The organism is Vampirovibrionales bacterium (genome assembly GCA_016712355.1).
GTDB lineage: Bacteria > Cyanobacteriota > Vampirovibrionia > Vampirovibrionales > Vampirovibrionaceae > JADJRF01.
In genome coordinates, this window is record JADJRF010000006.1 from 45,200 (window position 1) to 63,366 (window position 18,167).

The 18,167-nt window shown below is 53.2% G+C and carries 20 protein-coding genes; 15 read left to right on the forward strand and 5 right to left on the reverse strand.

Going from position 1 to position 18,167, the window contains the following annotated elements; all coding sequences use genetic code 11:
• Positions 1-49: 49 nt before the first annotated feature.
• The 15 genes from IPK79_13530 (at position 50) to IPK79_13600 (ending at position 12,962) form a co-directional block, all read left to right on the forward strand.
• A complete protein-coding gene (locus IPK79_13530; GenBank protein MBK8191453.1) occupies positions 50-787 on the forward strand; it encodes a hypothetical protein in 738 nt (245 codons plus the stop codon).
• A 2-nt stretch (positions 788-789) separates the two neighbouring features.
• Positions 790-1,404 carry a hypothetical protein gene (locus IPK79_13535; GenBank protein ID MBK8191454.1) on the forward strand — a complete coding sequence of 205 codons (615 nt, stop codon included), beginning with the start codon at positions 790-792 and terminating at the stop codon, positions 1,402-1,404.
• Between the two features lie 4 nt (positions 1,405-1,408).
• Complete coding sequence (locus IPK79_13540; GenBank protein ID MBK8191455.1) at positions 1,409-1,750, forward strand: hypothetical protein; 342 nt, start codon at positions 1,409-1,411, stop codon at positions 1,748-1,750.
• A 612-nt stretch (positions 1,751-2,362) separates the two neighbouring features.
• The gene (locus tag IPK79_13545; protein ID MBK8191456.1) at positions 2,363-3,271 is read left to right on the forward strand and encodes a hypothetical protein; all 909 of its coding nucleotides are present in this window, start codon (positions 2,363-2,365) and stop codon (positions 3,269-3,271) included.
• Positions 3,272-3,282: 11 nt separating this feature from the next.
• Positions 3,283-4,236 carry a hypothetical protein gene (locus IPK79_13550; GenBank protein MBK8191457.1) on the forward strand — a complete coding sequence of 318 codons (954 nt, stop codon included), beginning with the start codon at positions 3,283-3,285 and terminating at the stop codon, positions 4,234-4,236.
• Complete coding sequence (locus IPK79_13555) at positions 4,236-4,481, forward strand: hypothetical protein (GenBank protein ID MBK8191458.1); 246 nt, start codon at positions 4,236-4,238, stop codon at positions 4,479-4,481. The genes IPK79_13550 and IPK79_13555 overlap by 1 nt, the downstream gene beginning before the upstream one ends.
• Entirely contained in the window at positions 4,474-4,845 is a 372-nt protein-coding gene (locus tag IPK79_13560; GenBank protein MBK8191459.1) for a hypothetical protein, read from the forward strand. Before IPK79_13555 ends, IPK79_13560 begins: the two co-directional genes overlap by 8 nt.
• 5 nt (positions 4,846-4,850) lie before the next feature.
• Positions 4,851-5,207 (forward strand): hypothetical protein, encoded by a 357-nt coding sequence (locus IPK79_13565; protein ID MBK8191460.1) that lies wholly within the window; start codon positions 4,851-4,853, stop codon positions 5,205-5,207.
• 62 nt (positions 5,208-5,269) lie between these two features.
• Complete coding sequence (locus IPK79_13570; protein ID MBK8191461.1) at positions 5,270-5,779, forward strand: hypothetical protein; 510 nt, start codon at positions 5,270-5,272, stop codon at positions 5,777-5,779.
• Between the two features lie 21 nt (positions 5,780-5,800).
• A complete protein-coding gene (locus IPK79_13575) occupies positions 5,801-6,667 on the forward strand; it encodes a hypothetical protein (protein MBK8191462.1) in 867 nt (288 codons plus the stop codon).
• A gap of 14 nt (positions 6,668-6,681) precedes the next feature.
• Positions 6,682-6,987 carry a hypothetical protein gene (locus tag IPK79_13580; GenBank protein MBK8191463.1) on the forward strand — a complete coding sequence of 102 codons (306 nt, stop codon included), beginning with the start codon at positions 6,682-6,684 and terminating at the stop codon, positions 6,985-6,987.
• 5 nt (positions 6,988-6,992) lie between these two features.
• On the forward strand, positions 6,993-9,404 hold the full coding sequence (locus tag IPK79_13585) for a hypothetical protein (protein MBK8191464.1): 2,412 nt from the start codon (positions 6,993-6,995) through the stop codon (positions 9,402-9,404).
• A gap of 9 nt (positions 9,405-9,413) precedes the next feature.
• Entirely contained in the window at positions 9,414-9,854 is a 441-nt protein-coding gene (locus IPK79_13590; GenBank protein ID MBK8191465.1) for a hypothetical protein, read from the forward strand.
• 192 nt (positions 9,855-10,046) lie between these two features.
• The gene (locus IPK79_13595) at positions 10,047-10,922 is read left to right on the forward strand and encodes a hypothetical protein (GenBank protein ID MBK8191466.1); all 876 of its coding nucleotides are present in this window, start codon (positions 10,047-10,049) and stop codon (positions 10,920-10,922) included.
• 9 nt (positions 10,923-10,931) lie between these two features.
• Entirely contained in the window at positions 10,932-12,962 is a 2,031-nt protein-coding gene (locus IPK79_13600) for a hypothetical protein (protein MBK8191467.1), read from the forward strand.
• Here the strand turns inward: IPK79_13600 and IPK79_13605 are convergent.
• From IPK79_13605 to IPK79_13625, 5 genes are all read right to left on the reverse strand, one after another.
• Positions 12,930-15,803, reverse strand: coding sequence for a PLxRFG domain-containing protein (locus IPK79_13605; GenBank protein MBK8191468.1), 2,874 nt, complete (start codon positions 15,801-15,803; stop codon positions 12,930-12,932). The genes IPK79_13600 and IPK79_13605 overlap by 33 nt on opposite strands.
• Entirely contained in the window at positions 15,800-15,946 is a 147-nt protein-coding gene (locus tag IPK79_13610; protein ID MBK8191469.1) for a hypothetical protein, read from the reverse strand. The genes IPK79_13605 and IPK79_13610 overlap by 4 nt, the downstream gene beginning before the upstream one ends.
• Complete coding sequence (locus tag IPK79_13615) at positions 15,943-16,587, reverse strand: hypothetical protein (GenBank protein ID MBK8191470.1); 645 nt, start codon at positions 16,585-16,587, stop codon at positions 15,943-15,945. The genes IPK79_13610 and IPK79_13615 overlap by 4 nt, the downstream gene beginning before the upstream one ends.
• 841 nt (positions 16,588-17,428) lie before the next feature.
• The gene (locus IPK79_13620; GenBank protein MBK8191471.1) at positions 17,429-17,578 is read right to left on the reverse strand and encodes a hypothetical protein; all 150 of its coding nucleotides are present in this window, start codon (positions 17,576-17,578) and stop codon (positions 17,429-17,431) included.
• A gap of 247 nt (positions 17,579-17,825) precedes the next feature.
• A complete protein-coding gene (locus tag IPK79_13625; GenBank protein ID MBK8191472.1) occupies positions 17,826-18,131 on the reverse strand; it encodes a hypothetical protein in 306 nt (101 codons plus the stop codon).
• Between the last annotated feature and the right edge of the window lie 36 nt (positions 18,132-18,167).

The following is an 18,167-nucleotide window of genomic DNA, read 5'->3' on the forward strand; positions in this document are numbered from 1 at the left end:
CTTTTTAAAGGAAGGCTATTTAACGGGGGCTTTTAATAAGCAGTCTACTGTGTCTATTGTATCGCTGCTATTCGGAGCGGGCGAGATTGGCATCATATATGACATATCAAACTTTTTGACAATGTTTCAGGACTCGGCAGGCACGACACCAGTGACCGCTGTAGCTCAGCCCGTCGGAAAGATTTTAGACATATCTGGTAATGGCTACCATGCCACTCAAGCAACAGCAGCATCCCGCCCGGTTCTGCGTCAAGATGGAAGCGGATATTACTACCTTGAGTTCGACGGAGTTGATGATTGGTTGGAGACTGATGTTATTGATTTCACTAGCACAGATGAAATATCTATATTTTGTGGATTTTCAAGCACACTCGCATCAGGAACAAGAGGGATGCTTGTTAACTTAGAGCAAGCATTTCCAAGAAGGCTGGCTATTGACCTTAATGCTACTAGCACAGAAATAAAATCTGTGTCTAACGGGTCATTAACCCCATCTCCAGCAAGTTTTATTCCGTCATCATATCCGATTGTAATAACAGCGCTATCAAAAATATCAACAGACACCAATATCATTCGTGGGAATGGGGTCCAGCAAGCAACAAGCACCGGGGATCAAGGTACTGGAACCAGACCTGCGGCTAAGATTTATCTAGGAACATATAGCGGAGGAACCCTTCGATATAAGGGTGCGATTTATTCAATAATTTTTCGTGGAGCCTTATCTTCTGCTGATGAAATATTAGCCGCTGAATCCTATGTTGCAGGAAAAACAGGGGTGACGTTATGAGTATGGTCGCAGTCATTCCAGTAGCTAATCTCCTTTCCGCAAACACTACTCCGGAAGCAGCAGGCTTCGGTCCAAACAACTTCTCGGTAGCCGCTTATGCGGGCCCAGGTGCAACCCATGCCGCGCTACACGCATGGGACGATGCAATATTCGAGGCGGCAGTGCAGGCAATCCCAGGCGTAGCCGTTGATATTGGCTCAGGCGATCCAGTCGCCCGCACTCAGGCGCTTATCGCGGCACAAGGCGCACAGTGGGGCGATCAAGCCAAAGCACTTCCAACAAGCGGAAACGCGCTGGCCAACACACTCTATCGATACAGCGACGATACGCTTTGGTGGTGCATCCAGACCTTCAATCGTTCGACCTATAGCGCGCATCCATCAACCTATCCGGCACTGATCAGGAGAGTTCGCAATCCACGAGTCGTCGAAGCGTGGCAACAGCCCATCGATCAGTATGACGCCTACAAGGCGGTAAATCCGTTTACTGGTCAACCAGATCAAGTAACGCACAACGGGCAAACATGGTACGTGACTGGCGTTGATGGATCAGGTAATAACGTCTGGGAGCCAGGCGTATTTGGATGGACTATCCCCATGGCTTCCCAAATGAGGTGATGAAATGAAAAGCGTTATTACTCTTGTTTTAATGTTGGCGGCATCGGTTGCCTTCGCCGATACCTACCAGCTCACCGTTGGCTGGAATACGCCTACTTGGAATCCAAGCGACACGCCGAGCTACTCAGCAAAGTACCGAGTCAACGGCGGTGCAGAGACTATCTCCCCGAGCCTGACTTCGCCAAGTTGGACAACGACCGTGACCGCTAATCCAGGTGATCCAGTGGAAGTAGCGGCTCAAAACGTGAATGGTGCTCTTGTGTCTGCATGGTCTGGATGGGTCACTGCGACCGCTGACTATCCTGCTACCACGCCGCCTACGCCAGCAGGTTTTCAATCAACCTAATCCGCACCGGCCCGTAAGATGTCTTTTGCTCGTTGGACTCCCGATCAAGAGCAGCTTTTGTTTGAGCGTTGGAAGACAATGATTCATACAGAATTTGCTCAATTGGTCGGGAAGTCATTAGATGCTTGTGAGAACAAAGCAAGACGGCTCTATAAGTCTGATGCGAGGTTTAGAAATGCGATTAATAAAGACAGGGCGCGTATTTGGACTTGCTTTCTGACTATCGTTCTGACTTTATGCGCGAATGTCACGGACGCCCGGAACATCACGTTCGCATGGGATGCCAGTCCGGATTGGCCATCCGGCACAACGATTCAACTTGAAGCCAATGGAGCAAGCGCAAATGGCATCACTACAACGCAGCACATTCTTGATGTTCCCGTCCAGTCTGGCGAAGTCATTAACGCACGGGCAAGGGCTATTCCGCCGTCAGGGTATGAATGCTGTTTGGGAGATATTATTTCAGACGGAGGCAATCCACCAGTCTATAGTTGTAGCATCCCTCTTGAGATATGCCCACCGTCGACGTGGTCTGAGTCGCTTGTACAAACAGTTCCGCCAAATCCTAGCGGATTATGGGCAGCAAAAGAACCAGTGGGGGAGGGTGGAATAATGGCCGCACCGACCTTTATTGCTCAATACGCAACGGCATTTAACTCGGACGGATCGTCTAAAACCGCAATGAGCGCGGTATCAATAAATAGCGATGATGTTATTGTATTAGTGTCGGCGTCTGAAAATTATTTAGGCTTAACTAGCGAAACTGAAAATGGAGCCGGTTCATTTACAAACCAGGAAGTATTTAATACTAGCAATTATTGCTACACAAGGGCATCGACATATATAGCTCCAGCAAATGAAACGATCACTATTAACGTAACAAAAACTGGCGCGATTGCTTATTTCGGCGGGAATGCAGTAAGATTTTCTGGCTCTTCTGGTATTGGTGCAACTGAAATAAATAATGGGGCAAGCGGAACCCCATCAGTTTCTATCACTACAACCCAAGCGAATAGTGCTATTGTTGTAATAGCATCCGACTGGAACGCATCAACAGGCTCTCAAACATTTACGAGCAGCGGAGGGGCTGGTAGTCCATCTGATTTAACAGGATTTCCCGGCGATAATTCCCATTATGGGGTGGCTGTAGCATATTATGCGGATGCCGGTTCTGCCGGCTCCAAAACTGTTGGCATGTCAGCGCCAACAAACCAAAAATGGGCAATTATTGCCATTGAGGTAAAGGGGTCTGCTGGCACAGTAACGGTATTACCAAATGACATGCAGCACGCGCAAGCGATGGATGCGGCAACCTTGCTACAATCTCATATTTTATCGGTTGCTGAATTATTGCACTCTCAAATATTTGATAACGCGACGATCACACAATCGTTTACTCTAACGCCAAATGATGCGATTAATACACAAGCGATAGACCAGACAACATTACTACAGCAGTCCGTTATTTCTCCATCCGAGTTGCTACAAATCAATTCGATGGATGCCACGACGCTAAGCTAGCGATAACTGATTTGCTGCATTCACAAACATTTGATAACGCGACAATCACGCAGGCTTCCACTTTAACGCCAAATGACGCACTAAACGCTCAATCGTTGGATGCAACGACGCTATTACAGCAGTCCGTTATATCCCCTGCTGATTTACTGCAAGGTAACACGCTGGATGCTACGACGCTAATACAGGCGCATACGCTGGCGATTGCCGACATAACGCACGCGCAAACGATTGATAACGTGTCGCTCGTTGTTGCCGGGGATATATCGCCGGATGAAATGATGACCCTGCAAGCGATGGATGCGCCGCTATTGTTGCAAGCGCATATTATCGCGCCCAACGATGCGCTTAATGCGCAATCCATCGATTCCCCGGTTATCGTACAGTCCAACGTGCTGATTCCTGCTGGAATGGATCATGCGGTTATTCTCGATTCGCCGGTTATCGTACAAGCCAATGTTATTTCGCCAAGCGAGCTATTGACCGCTCAAGCAGTTGATAACGTGACGCTGGCGGTTTTGGGTAGTCTGTCGGTTGATGATCTATTGAGTTCTCAAGCTATCGAGTCGCCAGGATTGACGCAAGCGCATACGATAGCGCCCGCCGAATTAACTCACGTCAATTCGATTGATGCGCCTGAATTGTTCCAAGGTTTTATCCTTGTCCCTGCCGATCTATTGCACGAACAGGTAATGGAAGGCGCGTTGCTTGATGTGATTTTCGGTCTTTCGCCAGCCGACCTATTGCACGCGCAAGGAATGGATTCGCCGGGGTTGATTCAAGCGCATGTAATATTCCCAGCAGACTTATTGCAAGCCAATCGGTTTGACGTGGCTGGTATTTCGTCTGGTTTATTGCAAGTTCCGACTGGACGCGCTATCGTGCTTGGCGCATCGGATCGATATGTTTTATTGACTCCTGCTGATAGATTCATTCTTTTAACCCCTTCAACACGAGTGGTATCCTAATGCTTATTACAGTCAAAGACGTTCCTCAACTCCCGTACCGGACTAGCAATGGTTTGGTCTTGCGCGCTGGCAATACCATCGAAACCGATGACTACCCGGCTCTGACCGATGCCGAGGTTGACGCGATTTACCGTGCCGGGTTTATCGAGATTGAAGGCCGCGATGCCGCTCCCGATATTGACCCGAGTCGGCGCGTGACTGTATATCCTGAAAACGTGAAAACGAAGGTGGCCGCAAATGGCTAAGAAAGTCGAAGATCATTTCCTGGATGCTTACCTGAATCAGCTTGACAACTGCACCACGCTGCACGTCACTTCCGCAGAACCGGCGAACCATGCTGGAATCGCGGCGGTAACACTGGCTAATGTAACGCTGACGGCTGGAGCTGGAAACGGTGATTACACGATTGCCAACGGCGATACAAGCGGACGTAAATTGACGGTTGCCCAGCAAGCGAGTATCTCTATTACTGGAAGCGGCACCGCAACTCACGTTGTTTTGACTGATGCGACGAATATCTGGATGACGACATGCACCAGCCAAGCGTTGACTAGCGGCGGAACTGTGACCGTGAATGCGTTTGATGTTGAGATTGCAGACCCGACATAAATGACATGGTCTACACTCACGATGGAAAAAAGCCGGTAGTTATTAAAAATGACCCAATTGATGAGGATTCATCCGATTGGGTCTATTTCGTCTATGACGATTGGTTGACTACCGGTGAAACGATCACAGCGCATTCCGCATTGATTACTGGCGGAACTATTGAAACTGATTCAACATCCGTAGGGCCCATCACGTTAGATGGAACAGAGTATCAAACTGCCTATGCTGTATGTGTCAAGCCGTCTTCTGGTTCGACTCAGATTTCTGTAACCCATAGGGTTACTACGACAAAGACTGGTGCCGTTGATTTGGGTAGAACGAATATAGATCGCAGTGCTATTATTCAGGTTAAAGTTCTATAATAGCCGAGGTTTGGAAGTGGGCTTAATTGTTTATGTGTTTTATCTATTGAGAGGTAGTAAAGATGAAAGGTCATAATGGTTTTAAATACGGGCTGATCGGACTAGCCATAACTCTGTTCTCCGGGTTGGCCCATGCTGGGGACGTATCTAACTACCTGGAAAACAAATGGATCGATGCGTTCCTGCGGGCGCAGTCGTACACGTTCCCGGCGACGCTCTACATAGGTCTGTACACGGTTTGTCCGACCGACAGTACGGCTGGCACGGAAGTCACTGGGGGTAGCTATGCGCGCGTAGCGGTCACATCCTCACTTGCGAATTGGGCGGGCACGCAGTCGGCGGGCAGCACGACCGCATCCAGCGGCACCGGCGGCACCACCAGCAACAACGGCACCATCACCTTTCCGGCCGCGACCGCCGATTGGGGCACCGTGGTCTGTTTCGGGGTATCCGACGCGAGCACCAGCGGCAACCTGCTGTTCTATGCCGCGTTGACCGCCAGCCGCAATATCACCAATGGAAGTACGGCGTCGTTTGCCGCTGGGACGCTTACCTTCCAGATCGATGATTGATAGGTGGTGTTGGGATAAGGCATGGGCCTCATAGCCGGCTTCAAAGGCATCAACAACCGCGTCGATCCGACCGCGCTCGGGATGGAGTGGCAGATCGGGGCAGACAACGCGCTTTGCGATAACGCAAGGTATCTTGTCCAGCGGCCGGGTTATGCAGAGTTCGCCACGGGCGTCGCCGATGCCTTTGGGACGCAAGACGGACGGCTGTTCGTGGTGTCCTCGACCGGCGTGCTCTATGAAGTCGCTGCGGATGGCTCCAGTCGGGCGCGGGCCACCGGGTTCAGCGGCGCCCCGTTCCAGTGGGCGGAGCTGGGGCCGGCCATTTTCGCGATGTCCGAGACGGCCAAGTGGTGCATCTACCCGGATCGCGTGGTGCCTTGGGGCGTACCCACGGCGGATATCCCAACGTTGTCGGCGACTGCCGGCGATTTGGAACCCGGCACATATCTTGTGGCCTGTGCGTTGTTTGCCCAGGATGGACGAATGGGCGGAACGCTCGGGGTGGCTACCATCGAACTCGCTGCCGGGCAGGGTCTGGTGGTCACTAGCCCCGAAGTGGCCGGATACGATACGGTGGCCTACGTCAGCCCGCCTGACGGGGATATTGTGTATCAGGCCATGACGCTTTCCGGGGGGTCTGGAACGCTCACCATTACCCCAGTGGAAGGCCCTGATCTTCGTACCTTCGACCTTTATCCGCCCCCGCAGGGTTCCATGATCGCTGCCCACGGAAACCGGATGTGCGTAGCCGTGTGGGAGCCTGAATATGATCGTTCGGTCATTTACTGGTCGAAGCCTGACCAGCCGCACTTGTTCGATGTCGAGGCCGACCTTCAGCTCGTCGCCGGGCGCATCACTCTGTTGGCCCAGGCGGGGGCGCGCTGGTAATCGGGACCGATCGGTTGATCGCGGCCTACGGCCCACCGCTACAGCAGATCGCCGAGTATGGCGCGCTCCCGGATACCGTGGATTGGGATAAAGACGGACGACTGGTGTTCGGTACGGATCGAGGAACGTGTCGGTTCCCGCCGTTCGAGAACCTCACGGAAGCCGCCCTGACCCCGGACACCCGCAGCTACTCCACCGGCGCGATCCTCCATCACCAAGGCACCTCCTACCATCTGACCGTGATGCGAGGCGCCATTCGACAGCGCTCGCCACTGGCGCCGTACATCCCGCCCACTGTAGTCATCGATACGGGGGCTTGACGTTCATGCGCTCCATGATCGAATGGCTTACCTTGGACGGGCTACCTAACCCTGTCTGGGTTGCGTGGGCTAGAAATAAAGCGCGTGCTCTATATGACATGGGAGTTGTTCAAAGACAATATATTATGGATGATGGTACGTCCATCCACATTCAATTTGTTGAGGAGATGGGTTATATAAAGATCGTAGGCGGTCTATCTACGTTCCACCATTTTCTTTTTTATGAAAAATCTTTTAATGGTGGACAATGGCCTTTCGGGTATTGGACTTTATATAAAGAAAACGAACAACCAAAAACACTCGTTAAATCGCTTCCGTATATTATTGGAGAGCCTGAAGAGTTACCAATGGATTGGCCGGTGCAGGTTAATTCAATAACACAACAGAAGTTTAAGTATACAAAAGACGAATCAGATAATGAATATAGTATCCCAGATGAGGTTATAGTAGAAACCGGAAAGAATACGCGATATGGAAACCAGTATAGAGCGGTAGGAGGAGATGTTTATTCTTGGTGGCATTCCGGGTCATGTGATCTTCCGGTTATTGAATATGAATTTTTCGCTGATTTTATAGTTAAAAACTTAAAGTATTATCCAGCCTATATAGTAGAGTTTAACATAGGCTATGCGTATATGACGGAACAGGCAGGTTTTATACAAAAAGTACCAGTCAATCTATATAAGAATGGTAAGGATTTTTTATCGTTAGGAGAACCTGGAGGAGCTTTAATATGTGACGTAATACAGCATAAAAATAAAGACTTACTAATTCTATTGTCTTCTTATAATTCAATTTGGATGATACGCTATCGAAAAGACGGCGATGTTCCACAAAAAACTTTAGGAACTATTATACTCGGAGAAGTATTAGCTGGATGGCCGTGGCGCTTTTCCCAAGACGCAACAAAGTGCGGCGGGTTGATCTATCTGAGAGATGTAAATGATCTTTTAACTACACACTTAGTTGAATTTTCCATAGAAGAAAACGAAGGGGAGTATAGCTGGGAGGAGATCAGTCGCCAATCCTACGTAAGCACTTACGATGACGTAAAAACAACGTCACCTATCAATGAAAATGATATTACACCGAATCCAGGCGGGTATCTTTTCTGGAATGTAAGTCATACTAAAACTGGAACTAGGACCGAGCAAAATACTGATATTACGTTTTCAGCTCCCATAGGAGCAAATTATTCGGATGATAATGAATTAATTGTCGCTACTCTACAAAGAACAATCCACTATTACTATAAGGCTGATACCTCGACCGGGAGTGATTTAAACGAGTGGGCAAAATATTATTCTCCTGGAGACCCGATTGTTGGCTATTGGACGATTAGTAGAAAAGAAAATTACTCTTACTCTAATAATTCAGAAGTTTTGTTGGAAAGATCATATCAGTCTACTATTCAACTCCCACATAAATCTGTTTTAGTAGAACAATTAGATTTTGATAGAAGCTATCAACAGTTTCTATACTATAATTATTATGAGGATGGTGGTTTATATGACGTAACCTATGGAGTTACTGGTGGTGGATCAACTTATTTATCCTATGCACACAAAACCGGGTATTATGATGGGAATAATAGGTTTGGGAAAACTTCCAGTGAGTCTGTGATCGGGTTTGAGTTTCAATTACGTTATCTGGATGTAGCTCGTTCAGTATTAGTGTGGAATAAAATAAACTACGATATACGTAGAGAAGGGGATGACTATAAGGAATGGGGCACGCGAGACCATAGTGACACTATATATGTTGATTATCTTCAACCAACGCAAAGCATTACGACAACGCAGGTTAGGACGCAATTTGCTACCTCAGTAAGACCTGATTTGCCCTATACGTTTAACTCTTTAACAGAACATGACTCAGTAGATCATACTATAGATTCGTTTAATTCGGTCAATACGTTTGCATCGACGGATTTATTAGACTTGACTGAAACACACCCAAATAATACTTATGCGTGGTCTAAAGATTTAGATACCCTGGCTGAAACTGGTAACTATGCCGCAGCTAGCGTTGACCCCCAGGTTGGGCCTAGCTCCCCAATAAATTCATTAGGCTATAGTTATCCAGGTGGGAACGGATCGATAACTATCACTTATGCTATTCCTAGTGTATCTGATTTTATGTTTTCTCCTTTCTTGGCCTCGCCGTCAACGGTGGTTGAGCCGGGGCTGGCTATATATGGAAATGACGGGTATTTTAGTAATCTCTTTAAAAAGAAAACTAAAGCCCTAAATATGGCTGTGAATGATGCTGGATATTTTGTTTCTTTGCAATGGACGTATAACGCTGGTGCCGTGGAGGCTGCTGACATTCATAGGAGTGTTTTTTATTCCTATCTACCTGAAGTAAACACGTTAGATATTGACCCACTATCTTTGTATCCGATTGGATTTTTCTAGGAGGCCGTTATGGCTGGTATCGAATTAGTTGCAAGCCCTGGAGAAATCTCCAGTGGTACTTCCGCTAAAACTGTTTTACAAATTGCCGCGCCGACCAATCAGCGGCTAAAAATTAAGGCGTGGGGGTTAATGTGCAAGGGGATTGCTCCCACTGATGCACCATTACGAGTTCGGTTGCTGCGGCAAACAACGTCTGGCACTATGACTTCGCTGACACTGATCAAACGCAACATTGCGACAGAAACCATTCAAAGTACCGCATCACACACGGCTACGGCGGAACCGACTGCCGGAGATGTGCTAGCGGTTCGAGAAGTCCACCCACAAAGCGGGTATTACGAGTCGTTTCTCGGAAATGAAATCTCAGTACCGGGCGGAGGTCGAGTAGGCATAGAGGTTTTGGCTGGTGTGAGTATTTCCGTCGTCCCAGAACTTGTGTTTGAGGAATAAGTTGTGCCTACCGGGATTGTCAGGGTTATTGACCGGCCTACCCCGTCTTGGAAGCATCAAACGCCGTTTGTATATCTTCCAGTCCCGCACCCGGTCATTCCTACTTCAGCAGATTTAGAGGGTAACGCCTTAGGGGTCTCTACTGCTTCTGGCAGTTTAGGCAGTCAAATTGAGACTTCCGCAGCGGCCTCGATGGCACCTACCGCCACAGGCGCACTGGATGTTTTGACAGCCATTGCTGGCGCCGCTAATGCGCTGGCGTCTGCGTCTGCGTCATTGCAACAAAGTACAGCTCTTTCCGGCGACGCAGTTAATATCTCGTCGGCAGCAGCCAACATGACGATGGCGTTGGAGTTATTGGGAGCTGCGGCAGCGCAAGCGGCAGCCAGCGGCCAGTTATCCAGCGTTTCCAATCTAGCCAGCGCCGCTCAAGCCGTGGCCACGGTGGCTGGCGCGCTTGATCAAGCGTTGGCTGTTGCCGGGCTCGCAAGTTCGGTGGCGGCGGCAGCCGGGAATCTCTCGAATGCCATTGTTATGCAGGGCGCGGCGGCTGCTCAGGTATCCGCCACCGGATCGCTCAGCAAGGCAGAGACTATCACCGGCGGACTGGTCTACGCGGTGAACCTGACCACCGGCGCTGTAACCACGCTCTCGAACTTCTACTTCGAGCGGTTGGTCCGGGCGCACGGCCGAACCTATGGACTGTTGGCTGGAGTGTTGTACCGCGTCGAGGGAACCGTTGATCCAGGGGATACACCAATTGCGGTCACGATCCGTACCGGGGCCACGTCCCAGGATAAGGATGTCCTCCAACGGCTCGATAAAGTGTACCTGCGGGCGCGTGAGCGTGCCGGTATCACGATGACGCCAATATACGATGAAGTGCAAGGGCGGACCCATTACCCGAAGCCTGGTATCCGTAACGGTATGATCGTCCATCGCACGAACATCGGACTGAACAACCAATGGCATACCCTCGGGTTGCAGATCACCAACATTGATGGCGGCGCCCTGGATGTCGGTGGCCTTGAGGTTCTGACCGCGCCGTTGACACGCAGAATCCCATAGAGGTCCGTCATGGCACTTTCAGCCGACCAAGTTGCTTCCGAAATCCAAAACACCATGTCGTTCGCCCGTTCCGAGGCGAATATCCTGATTTCTTCCGCCATGACCCTGACTGCCACCGCAGCCGGTCATTTGAACCTATACACCCCAGACTATCCATCGGAGACGATCACCGTTGTAGATAGCGGGTATAGCCTGGGGTCTGGGTTCGCTCCCGAAGAGAAGCCGGCGACGTTCCCAGAGATTCGCACCCCCCAGGAAATCCCGATGGGTGAGCTGGGCGATCTCTCGACCATCGACCTGACCTTCGACGAAGAGGCGCCGACACTCGACCTGCCGGCGTTCTCGTACTCGACTCCGGACCCGTTGACCCCGTTTGCGAAGACGGCCCCGGACGTGGACGACAGTATCGACATCCCCGACTCGCCGACCTTCGATTACCCTGACCTACCGACGCTGTTGGAGCTGCGTACCGACATCGAACTCGATCAGTTGGTTGTGCCGCCGCATAGCTTCACGCCGCCTACCTACAACAACCTCCTGTCTGATACCTTCATCGCGTTATTCGAGACTGGCAACACCAAGTTGCCGAACTACGACCAGTACGGTACGGAATTGGTCAATCGTTTCTACCCTGGCGTGCAGGCCGCGCTCCAACAATTGATAGATCGGGCCACCGGGGTTTTGGGGGGTTCGCAGACCGCGTTGACTGAGGCCCACGACTCGCGCTACTACGACGCCCTACGCTCCAAGATCGCCCTTGAGACCGCCAAGGCTGAACAGGCCCTTGACCAAGAGACCGCCGCCGCTGGATGGTCGCTACCGGGGGCGGCCCGTGCCGCCGGCGCCCGCCGTATCCAGCAAGAAGGGTCTCGCGCCCTGAGCAACGCGGCACTGGAGGTCTACGTCAAGCGCGCGGATCGCGAGTTGCAGCACCTCCAGTTCATCATGCAAGTGGTCCCCGCCCTGCAATCGGCGGCTGTCGCCCTGTTCGGCCAAGCCTGGTCGATGCAGATGCAGGCGTTCGACGCGGCGCTCCGGTTCGGCGACACGGCGATGAAGTTCGCCACCGCCGTCTACGCGCTCAAGCAACGGGACTTCGAGCTTGAACAAGGGTTGCTGGAAAGCCAAATCCGCATCTTCGAGGCCCTGCTGAAAGCCGAACTAGCCAAGGCCGAGATCACCAAGGCCGAACTAGAAGTCGAGAAGCTGAAGTCGGACCTGAACGGCGACTTGATTGCCCGGTACACCGCGCAACTCCAAGGTCAGGAGACCAAGGCCAAGGTCTTTGCCGCGCAGATCGACGCACTACGGCTCACCATCGAGGCCCGTAAGCTTCCCCTGGACGTGTTCGACTCCGAGATCAAGGCGTTCTCGGCGCTCGCGACGGCCAAAAGGGATGAGTACGCGCTCCTGGAAGCGCAAATTTCCGGCGACGAGGCCAAGACCCGTGGGCAGTTGGCCAAGGTCGATGTCTACAAGACTCAGGCTGATGTATTCGGCACTCGGGTCTCGGCCCAAGCAAAGAAGATCGAAGGGCAGAGTCAGCGCAACCAACAAATCCTGGAAGAATTTCGTACTCGGGTACAAGCGGAGGTGCAATACTCGCAAATCGATGGAGAGATCGCCCGGAACGCCCTCGACGCCTACAAGGCCCAGGCGCAAGTCTTTCTGGCGGAGACGGAAGCAAATCTGTCGGCAGCGAAGTTCGACTTCCAAAAGAAGGTCGAGGATGCCCGGCTGAAGATGGAGTCAACCCGGTTGGCGTTCGATCGGCAGTTCAAAGCCATCGAAATCGAAATGAATCGGGTCCAGGCGACCGCGCAAATCACCATGGCGGGCGCTGATTTACATGGCCGGATCGGCATGAGCGCAATATCGACCATGAACACCATGGCGAATTTGTCGGCTAGCACATCGGTCTGTGGCCAATCCTTCCCGCCGTTCCCGCCAGCTATGACGGGCAGCGTCCACTCGCCCCTGCAATGCGGTCTTATCCATCAGGATAGCTCAACGCATTCCTTCCAGCAACATCCCCGCTAACCGCTTATCCAGGCGAGCGCCTCCCGCTGCTTCCGTCTCGATCTTCGCTCGCAGTCTCCCGCGTAGGGATTTGTTGATGGTATCCCCGGCAATGGCGACCGTCGGATAACGCCGGTTGAATGCGGCAATATCTTCACTGGCGGCGCGCACCACTTCATCGTCTTGGTTCAATAACCCCATGGCCACGGTATCCAGTAGCGCACGGCGGCGGGTAAGGATGCGGCGCTCCAGGCTCTTCATGGCCCTGTTCTCACTGTAGCGCTCCGCTAATTCAGCGGGCACAAACCCCATGGCCTGACCGAGTTTCGCTAGGGCCGATATGCGATCAGCCGGGAGCAGTGTCGCTCCCTGGAAGGTTGTGGCGCCTTCTTCCGCATAACGAATGGACCGTGAAATATCTTTCAGTGCTTTCGGCAGCGATCCTTCAATCGCCCGCCAAGACGCCCCACGCGCGTTATCTCCGGCAACTAGGGATTCCATCAGGCCGTCCGCCGTCGCCACGCCACGCACGAACAATCCGGCGACCGGCCCGAGCGCCTGTTCCATCATCTGATAGGCCAGTTTCTTGCCGTCCGCGTCATCCCCGATGGGGCGCCACCACAAATCGTCCAGCTTGATGCGGCTACTGATATCGATCCCCATAAAGGCATTGATGAGGCCATGCCGTACCGCCTCGTCGCCCGTCTCGCCAAATGCGCGGTCCAGCAGTGAGCGGAATTCGGTATCGGCGTCCCATTCCGGCTCGTCGTCGTCGCGGGTCGCGTTCAGCAATTGGGTAAGCAGCCACATGATCTCACCGTAGAAGGGCATCCCCGCCGCGCCGGCCATGACCATCGTCATGCCCAACATGCCCAACAGCTTGGTCCGGGCTTGGGCCTTCTCCGCTTTCGAGCCACCACGCGCCCACAAGTAGGCGTTGCGCCCGAGTTGCCAAGAGATATTCAGGCTGTACTGTTTGAAGAGTGTCAGCACTTTGGCGACATTCCCGCGCATGAAGCGGGCGCGGTTGGCCGGCGAATAATCGAAATGGGTTTCGTTGATGGCGCGGCGCGCCAGATCATACCCTTGTTCGTGGCTCATGCCGGCCCGACGCGCCAGACGGTAGGCGGCGATGGCGGACGCCTCGCGGTTGATGACTTCGGCCACATGAAAGAACCACGCCGCGCCCTCGGTGAATTTGCGTAGGTAGGGCTTTGACCAGAGCCACGAGTCTTCTTCGGATAGCCCGGATAGGCTGTACGTCTGGGTCTTGTCGGTCTTGCCCGACTCTTCGAGCGCCTTGAGTGCCCGCCCCATGTCGCCGTTGAATTCCCCTTCCAGGTCGGAACGGCGCTTCTTGGCCGCCGCGCCACGCTTGTCAGCGCTGGTAAATGGGTTGGACGCGATGAAATCCTTATTGGCATTGGCGAGCGCCGCCGCAACGCTTCCCGAGCCGATCTTGCCGTGCATTTCGCCGGCCAGCCACGGGAATGTCACCTGCGCCTGTTGCGAGAGGTTCAAGAGCAGATGAGCGGGACTAGCGCCCAAGTGCCACAAGAACCCCAGGTGCGTGAGCCGGCTGGATAGCGCGTTGGTGCCGGGATTCATGGCCCACTGGAAACTCTTCTCCAGTTCGTTGATGAGGTGGCCCGCCGAAACCGGCTCCTGGGTTTGCCCGTCCCGGTTTGCCTTGGCCATGGCCTCCAGGGCATCGCTCATGCGGTCGCTGTGCGCCAGCCGGGCAATCTGCTTGGCGGATCGGCGCCCGAACGTCGCGAAGGTCCGTAGCGCATCCGCCGTGTAACCCGGCACGAAGCGGCGATGGATGAAGTGCTTGCGAATGGCTTGTTCCGGCAAGGAGCGCAGGAACAGTTGGTACATGGCATCCTTGAGCACCTGCCCTTCAGGGCCTTGCGTCGTCTTGTCGATAATGCCGGCCAGCTTGCCCACGAAATCGCCCTGCGGCAGCGCCCGCTTGGCCACCTCTTCGGTCTTGACGCCCAATTGCGGTTGGTAGCCCTCCTTTTTCAGCCAGTCCGCAAAGGCGCGCTGATCCTGCACGGTCTCGAAGGTGGCAAAGACGGGCTTCTCGCCCGCCGTTCTGGCCTCGGCAAACACCGTCAAATCCCCGAAGCGCATCAGCGGCACATAAGGGCCGTCGTCCTTCATGCGCTCGAATTCTTGGCGAAGCATGTCCCCGGCCGCCAACTTATCGGCGGCGGGGAGGGAGTGCCGGTCGATGCGGTTTTGCAGTTCCTTGAAGAGCCGTTCGGTCTGGCCCTGATAGAAGCCAAGCACTTCGGAAAAAGCTTCTTGGCTTCCGGGTCGGTGGAGACCGTCATAGGCCGCCTTGGTTCTGATCCACTCGGCGCGCTTCTTCGTCGGCATCGGCTGGCGCGGGTCCGTGCCCGTCCACGTCGCCATGTACAGCGACCGGGCCAAGCGGTCAGCTTGTTCGCGGTGCTTGCGAATGAGGGCCTGCCAGCGATCCGCCAATGGGAAGGCTTCTCTCTGGATCATCTTGGATTCGGCGGCGTCCATCGCCTCGGCGGCATTCTCGAACTGCTCGACCATCGGGCGCGGCAGTACCTCGCGCGCCAGTTCCAGTTGCATGTTGCGGGTCAACAATCCCAGCCATTGCGGGCGGGTGTTGGCCTTCAGGTCGGTCAGCATTTGCGCGAAGTTGCGCGGATTGGCCTTGGCCAGCGGTTTCTCGCCGGGCTTCAGGTCATTCATCACGCCACCAATATCATCCATCACTCGGGCGGCGACGCGCGGACTATTCAGGTTCGGCGGCCGGCCGGGGAGGGAATAGCGGAAATCCTCGCTCTCAGTCGGGGTCGTGTTGCTGGTCAGCTTCACCTGACTGGATTGGAACGCCACGACATAGGAGCGGCGCCGGGCGCGACAATCACGGCCGCATCGTACCCTTGCGCTTGCAGCTTACGCCGGAATCGCGCCGCGTCCTGGGTGTCCTCAATGCTAGTCAAATCCGCATCGGTCATGGAAGTAGGGCTTGTTGATCTTGGCGTTCAGCTCCAGCAGCCGGGAACCATAACGGGTCGCTGAACGGGCATCGGCGGTCATGAAGAAACCCAAGCCGGCGGTCGGGTGCCGGCTGGCTTGTCCCGATAGAGATTCGTCCCAACGGTTGAATTCCGGGTTGTTGGTGCCGTGGAACAGCGTCAAGGGCTTGCCCTTTGTGGACATTGACCCCTTCCACGCCTTGACCGAACCACCGCTCGAAAGCGGATTGGCTGGCCTGCCGTTCCGGGATTGCGCGCGCGCACCGCCTGGAATTCGCGCCAGAGCTGGTCTTGTTCGGCTTCGTCGGCGACCTGACTGTAGTCGATCCGGTGGAACGCGGTGAAAAGGTGCCCGCGTTGCCGATGGCGGATTTGATTTGATTTGGATCGAAGACAACAAAAATGTTGTCAATCAAATCAGGGTCTCTGGCATTCAAAAATACAACAGAATCATGTCCGTTATTTTTAGCCGTCTTTAACGTATCGGTAAACCCATTATTTGTTGTAGACATTCCGCCCCAATCAACAACAAAAGGATTTAAACCTTTTATAAATACTTGATAAATAATCCGCCCGCTGAAAGGAATGCTAGCAATTTCGGTATTCTCATACTCTTTCAAATAATCATTGTAGAGCGCAGATATATTGGCATCGTTTTTATTAAATCTTCCTCTATAGACTTTAATTCTTTACGAGCATTATCAAGACTTTTCCTTTATGGTTGATAAAGACGCGCTTTTTGTGTATATTCTTTATTATTCTTTAGTGCTTTATAATAATTGTTTTGAGCTAAAATCCTTTTAGATTGATTATTTACATTTCCGTACTCGTCAAATGTCCCATCAGAATTATTCATTCATTGCCGAGACGATTAACGCCAATAGTAGAATAAAAATTAGCAACTTTGAGCGGGAGGTAAAGAACCCCCTCTTTAGCGCTATTAGATTTTGTTGCGCTTCCTAAAAAATCAGATTTAAATTCCGATAAATCTCCCCTAGTTCCGTGCAAGACTATAGTTGAAAAGGAGTCCCTGTTTTGAACTTTGCAGTTTTGCTTGGACCTTGGTCTTCTATGAATTTTCATGGCCTCTAACCAATCCTTAAAAGGTGGGTACGAGCCCTTCCACTGCCGATCGTTAGGAGACCTCGGACGGCTTACCGTTCCGGTGCCAGCAGGCAGCCTTGATCGTCGCGCGCCTCTTTGACGGCCTTCATCTGCCGCTCGACTTCCACTCGATCTTGCTTCAGTGGGCGCAAAGTCAGGAGGCCCGAAAGCCGGTTGTGCATTCCTCGCCGTGACTTCCTTCGCCCGACTCTTCAACGCCGACAGGGCTAGCGCCCGCAAGTCAGCCGGCGTCAAGGTTGACCTTGATCCCCGGAGCGGTACAGCGCCGCGCCGGGTCGCGCTCGCGATCACGGCGATAGGCGGTAGTTTCTCGATCCACATACTCGACGATGTAACTCAATGCCTCTTCCGCCGTGTTGCCCGTACCACGGTGGCCTTGGCCCAACGCAGCTTGCGCAGTCTTGTTCGCTCGGCGGCGAGCCGGTAGACATTCTGAATGAGGTCGTTGGCTTTCGGGTTGCCGATCAGTCCTTGCAGGCCGGACATCCTCAGCACCGCATGACGGCAGCTCTGCCCAGCGCACGGTTCTCGAAGGATTGAAGCGATCATCCCGCATGAGATGCGCGGATTCATGCAGCAGCACTAGGAAGCGCGGGCACGGTTGGCCGGCACGAGGTGGATGACGCCGCGCGATCGATGACGACTGTCCTGCGCGCCAGCAGCAACGCCCGCGGGTGGCTTGTCGCCGATGACCAGACGACCGGATTGCTCCGGGCGGGCCACGACATCGGCGCTAGCGCGCGAGAAGGTCAGCGCAGGTCTGGGCGGGAGTGGCGCCGCCACGACCGAACGGCATGGAGTAGGCGTTGCCGTACTCGCCGCCGCGATAAAGTCGGTTGCCGCCTGCTCGCTGGAGAACTGAAATCGGGAATGGCTCCTGCCCGCGATACGATGACCAGTAACCGCCGAGGTTTCTTGTGGCCGATACCAGGCGGTGTAAGTGTCGCTGCTGATCTTGCGGTCCATCGATACCGAGAACCATGGGACCGGCTCCATGAATATCCGGTTCGGCGCGCGGTTGGTTTTCGGTCAGAATCATTGAACCGTTCCACTGCATCGGTGACAAATCGGATGG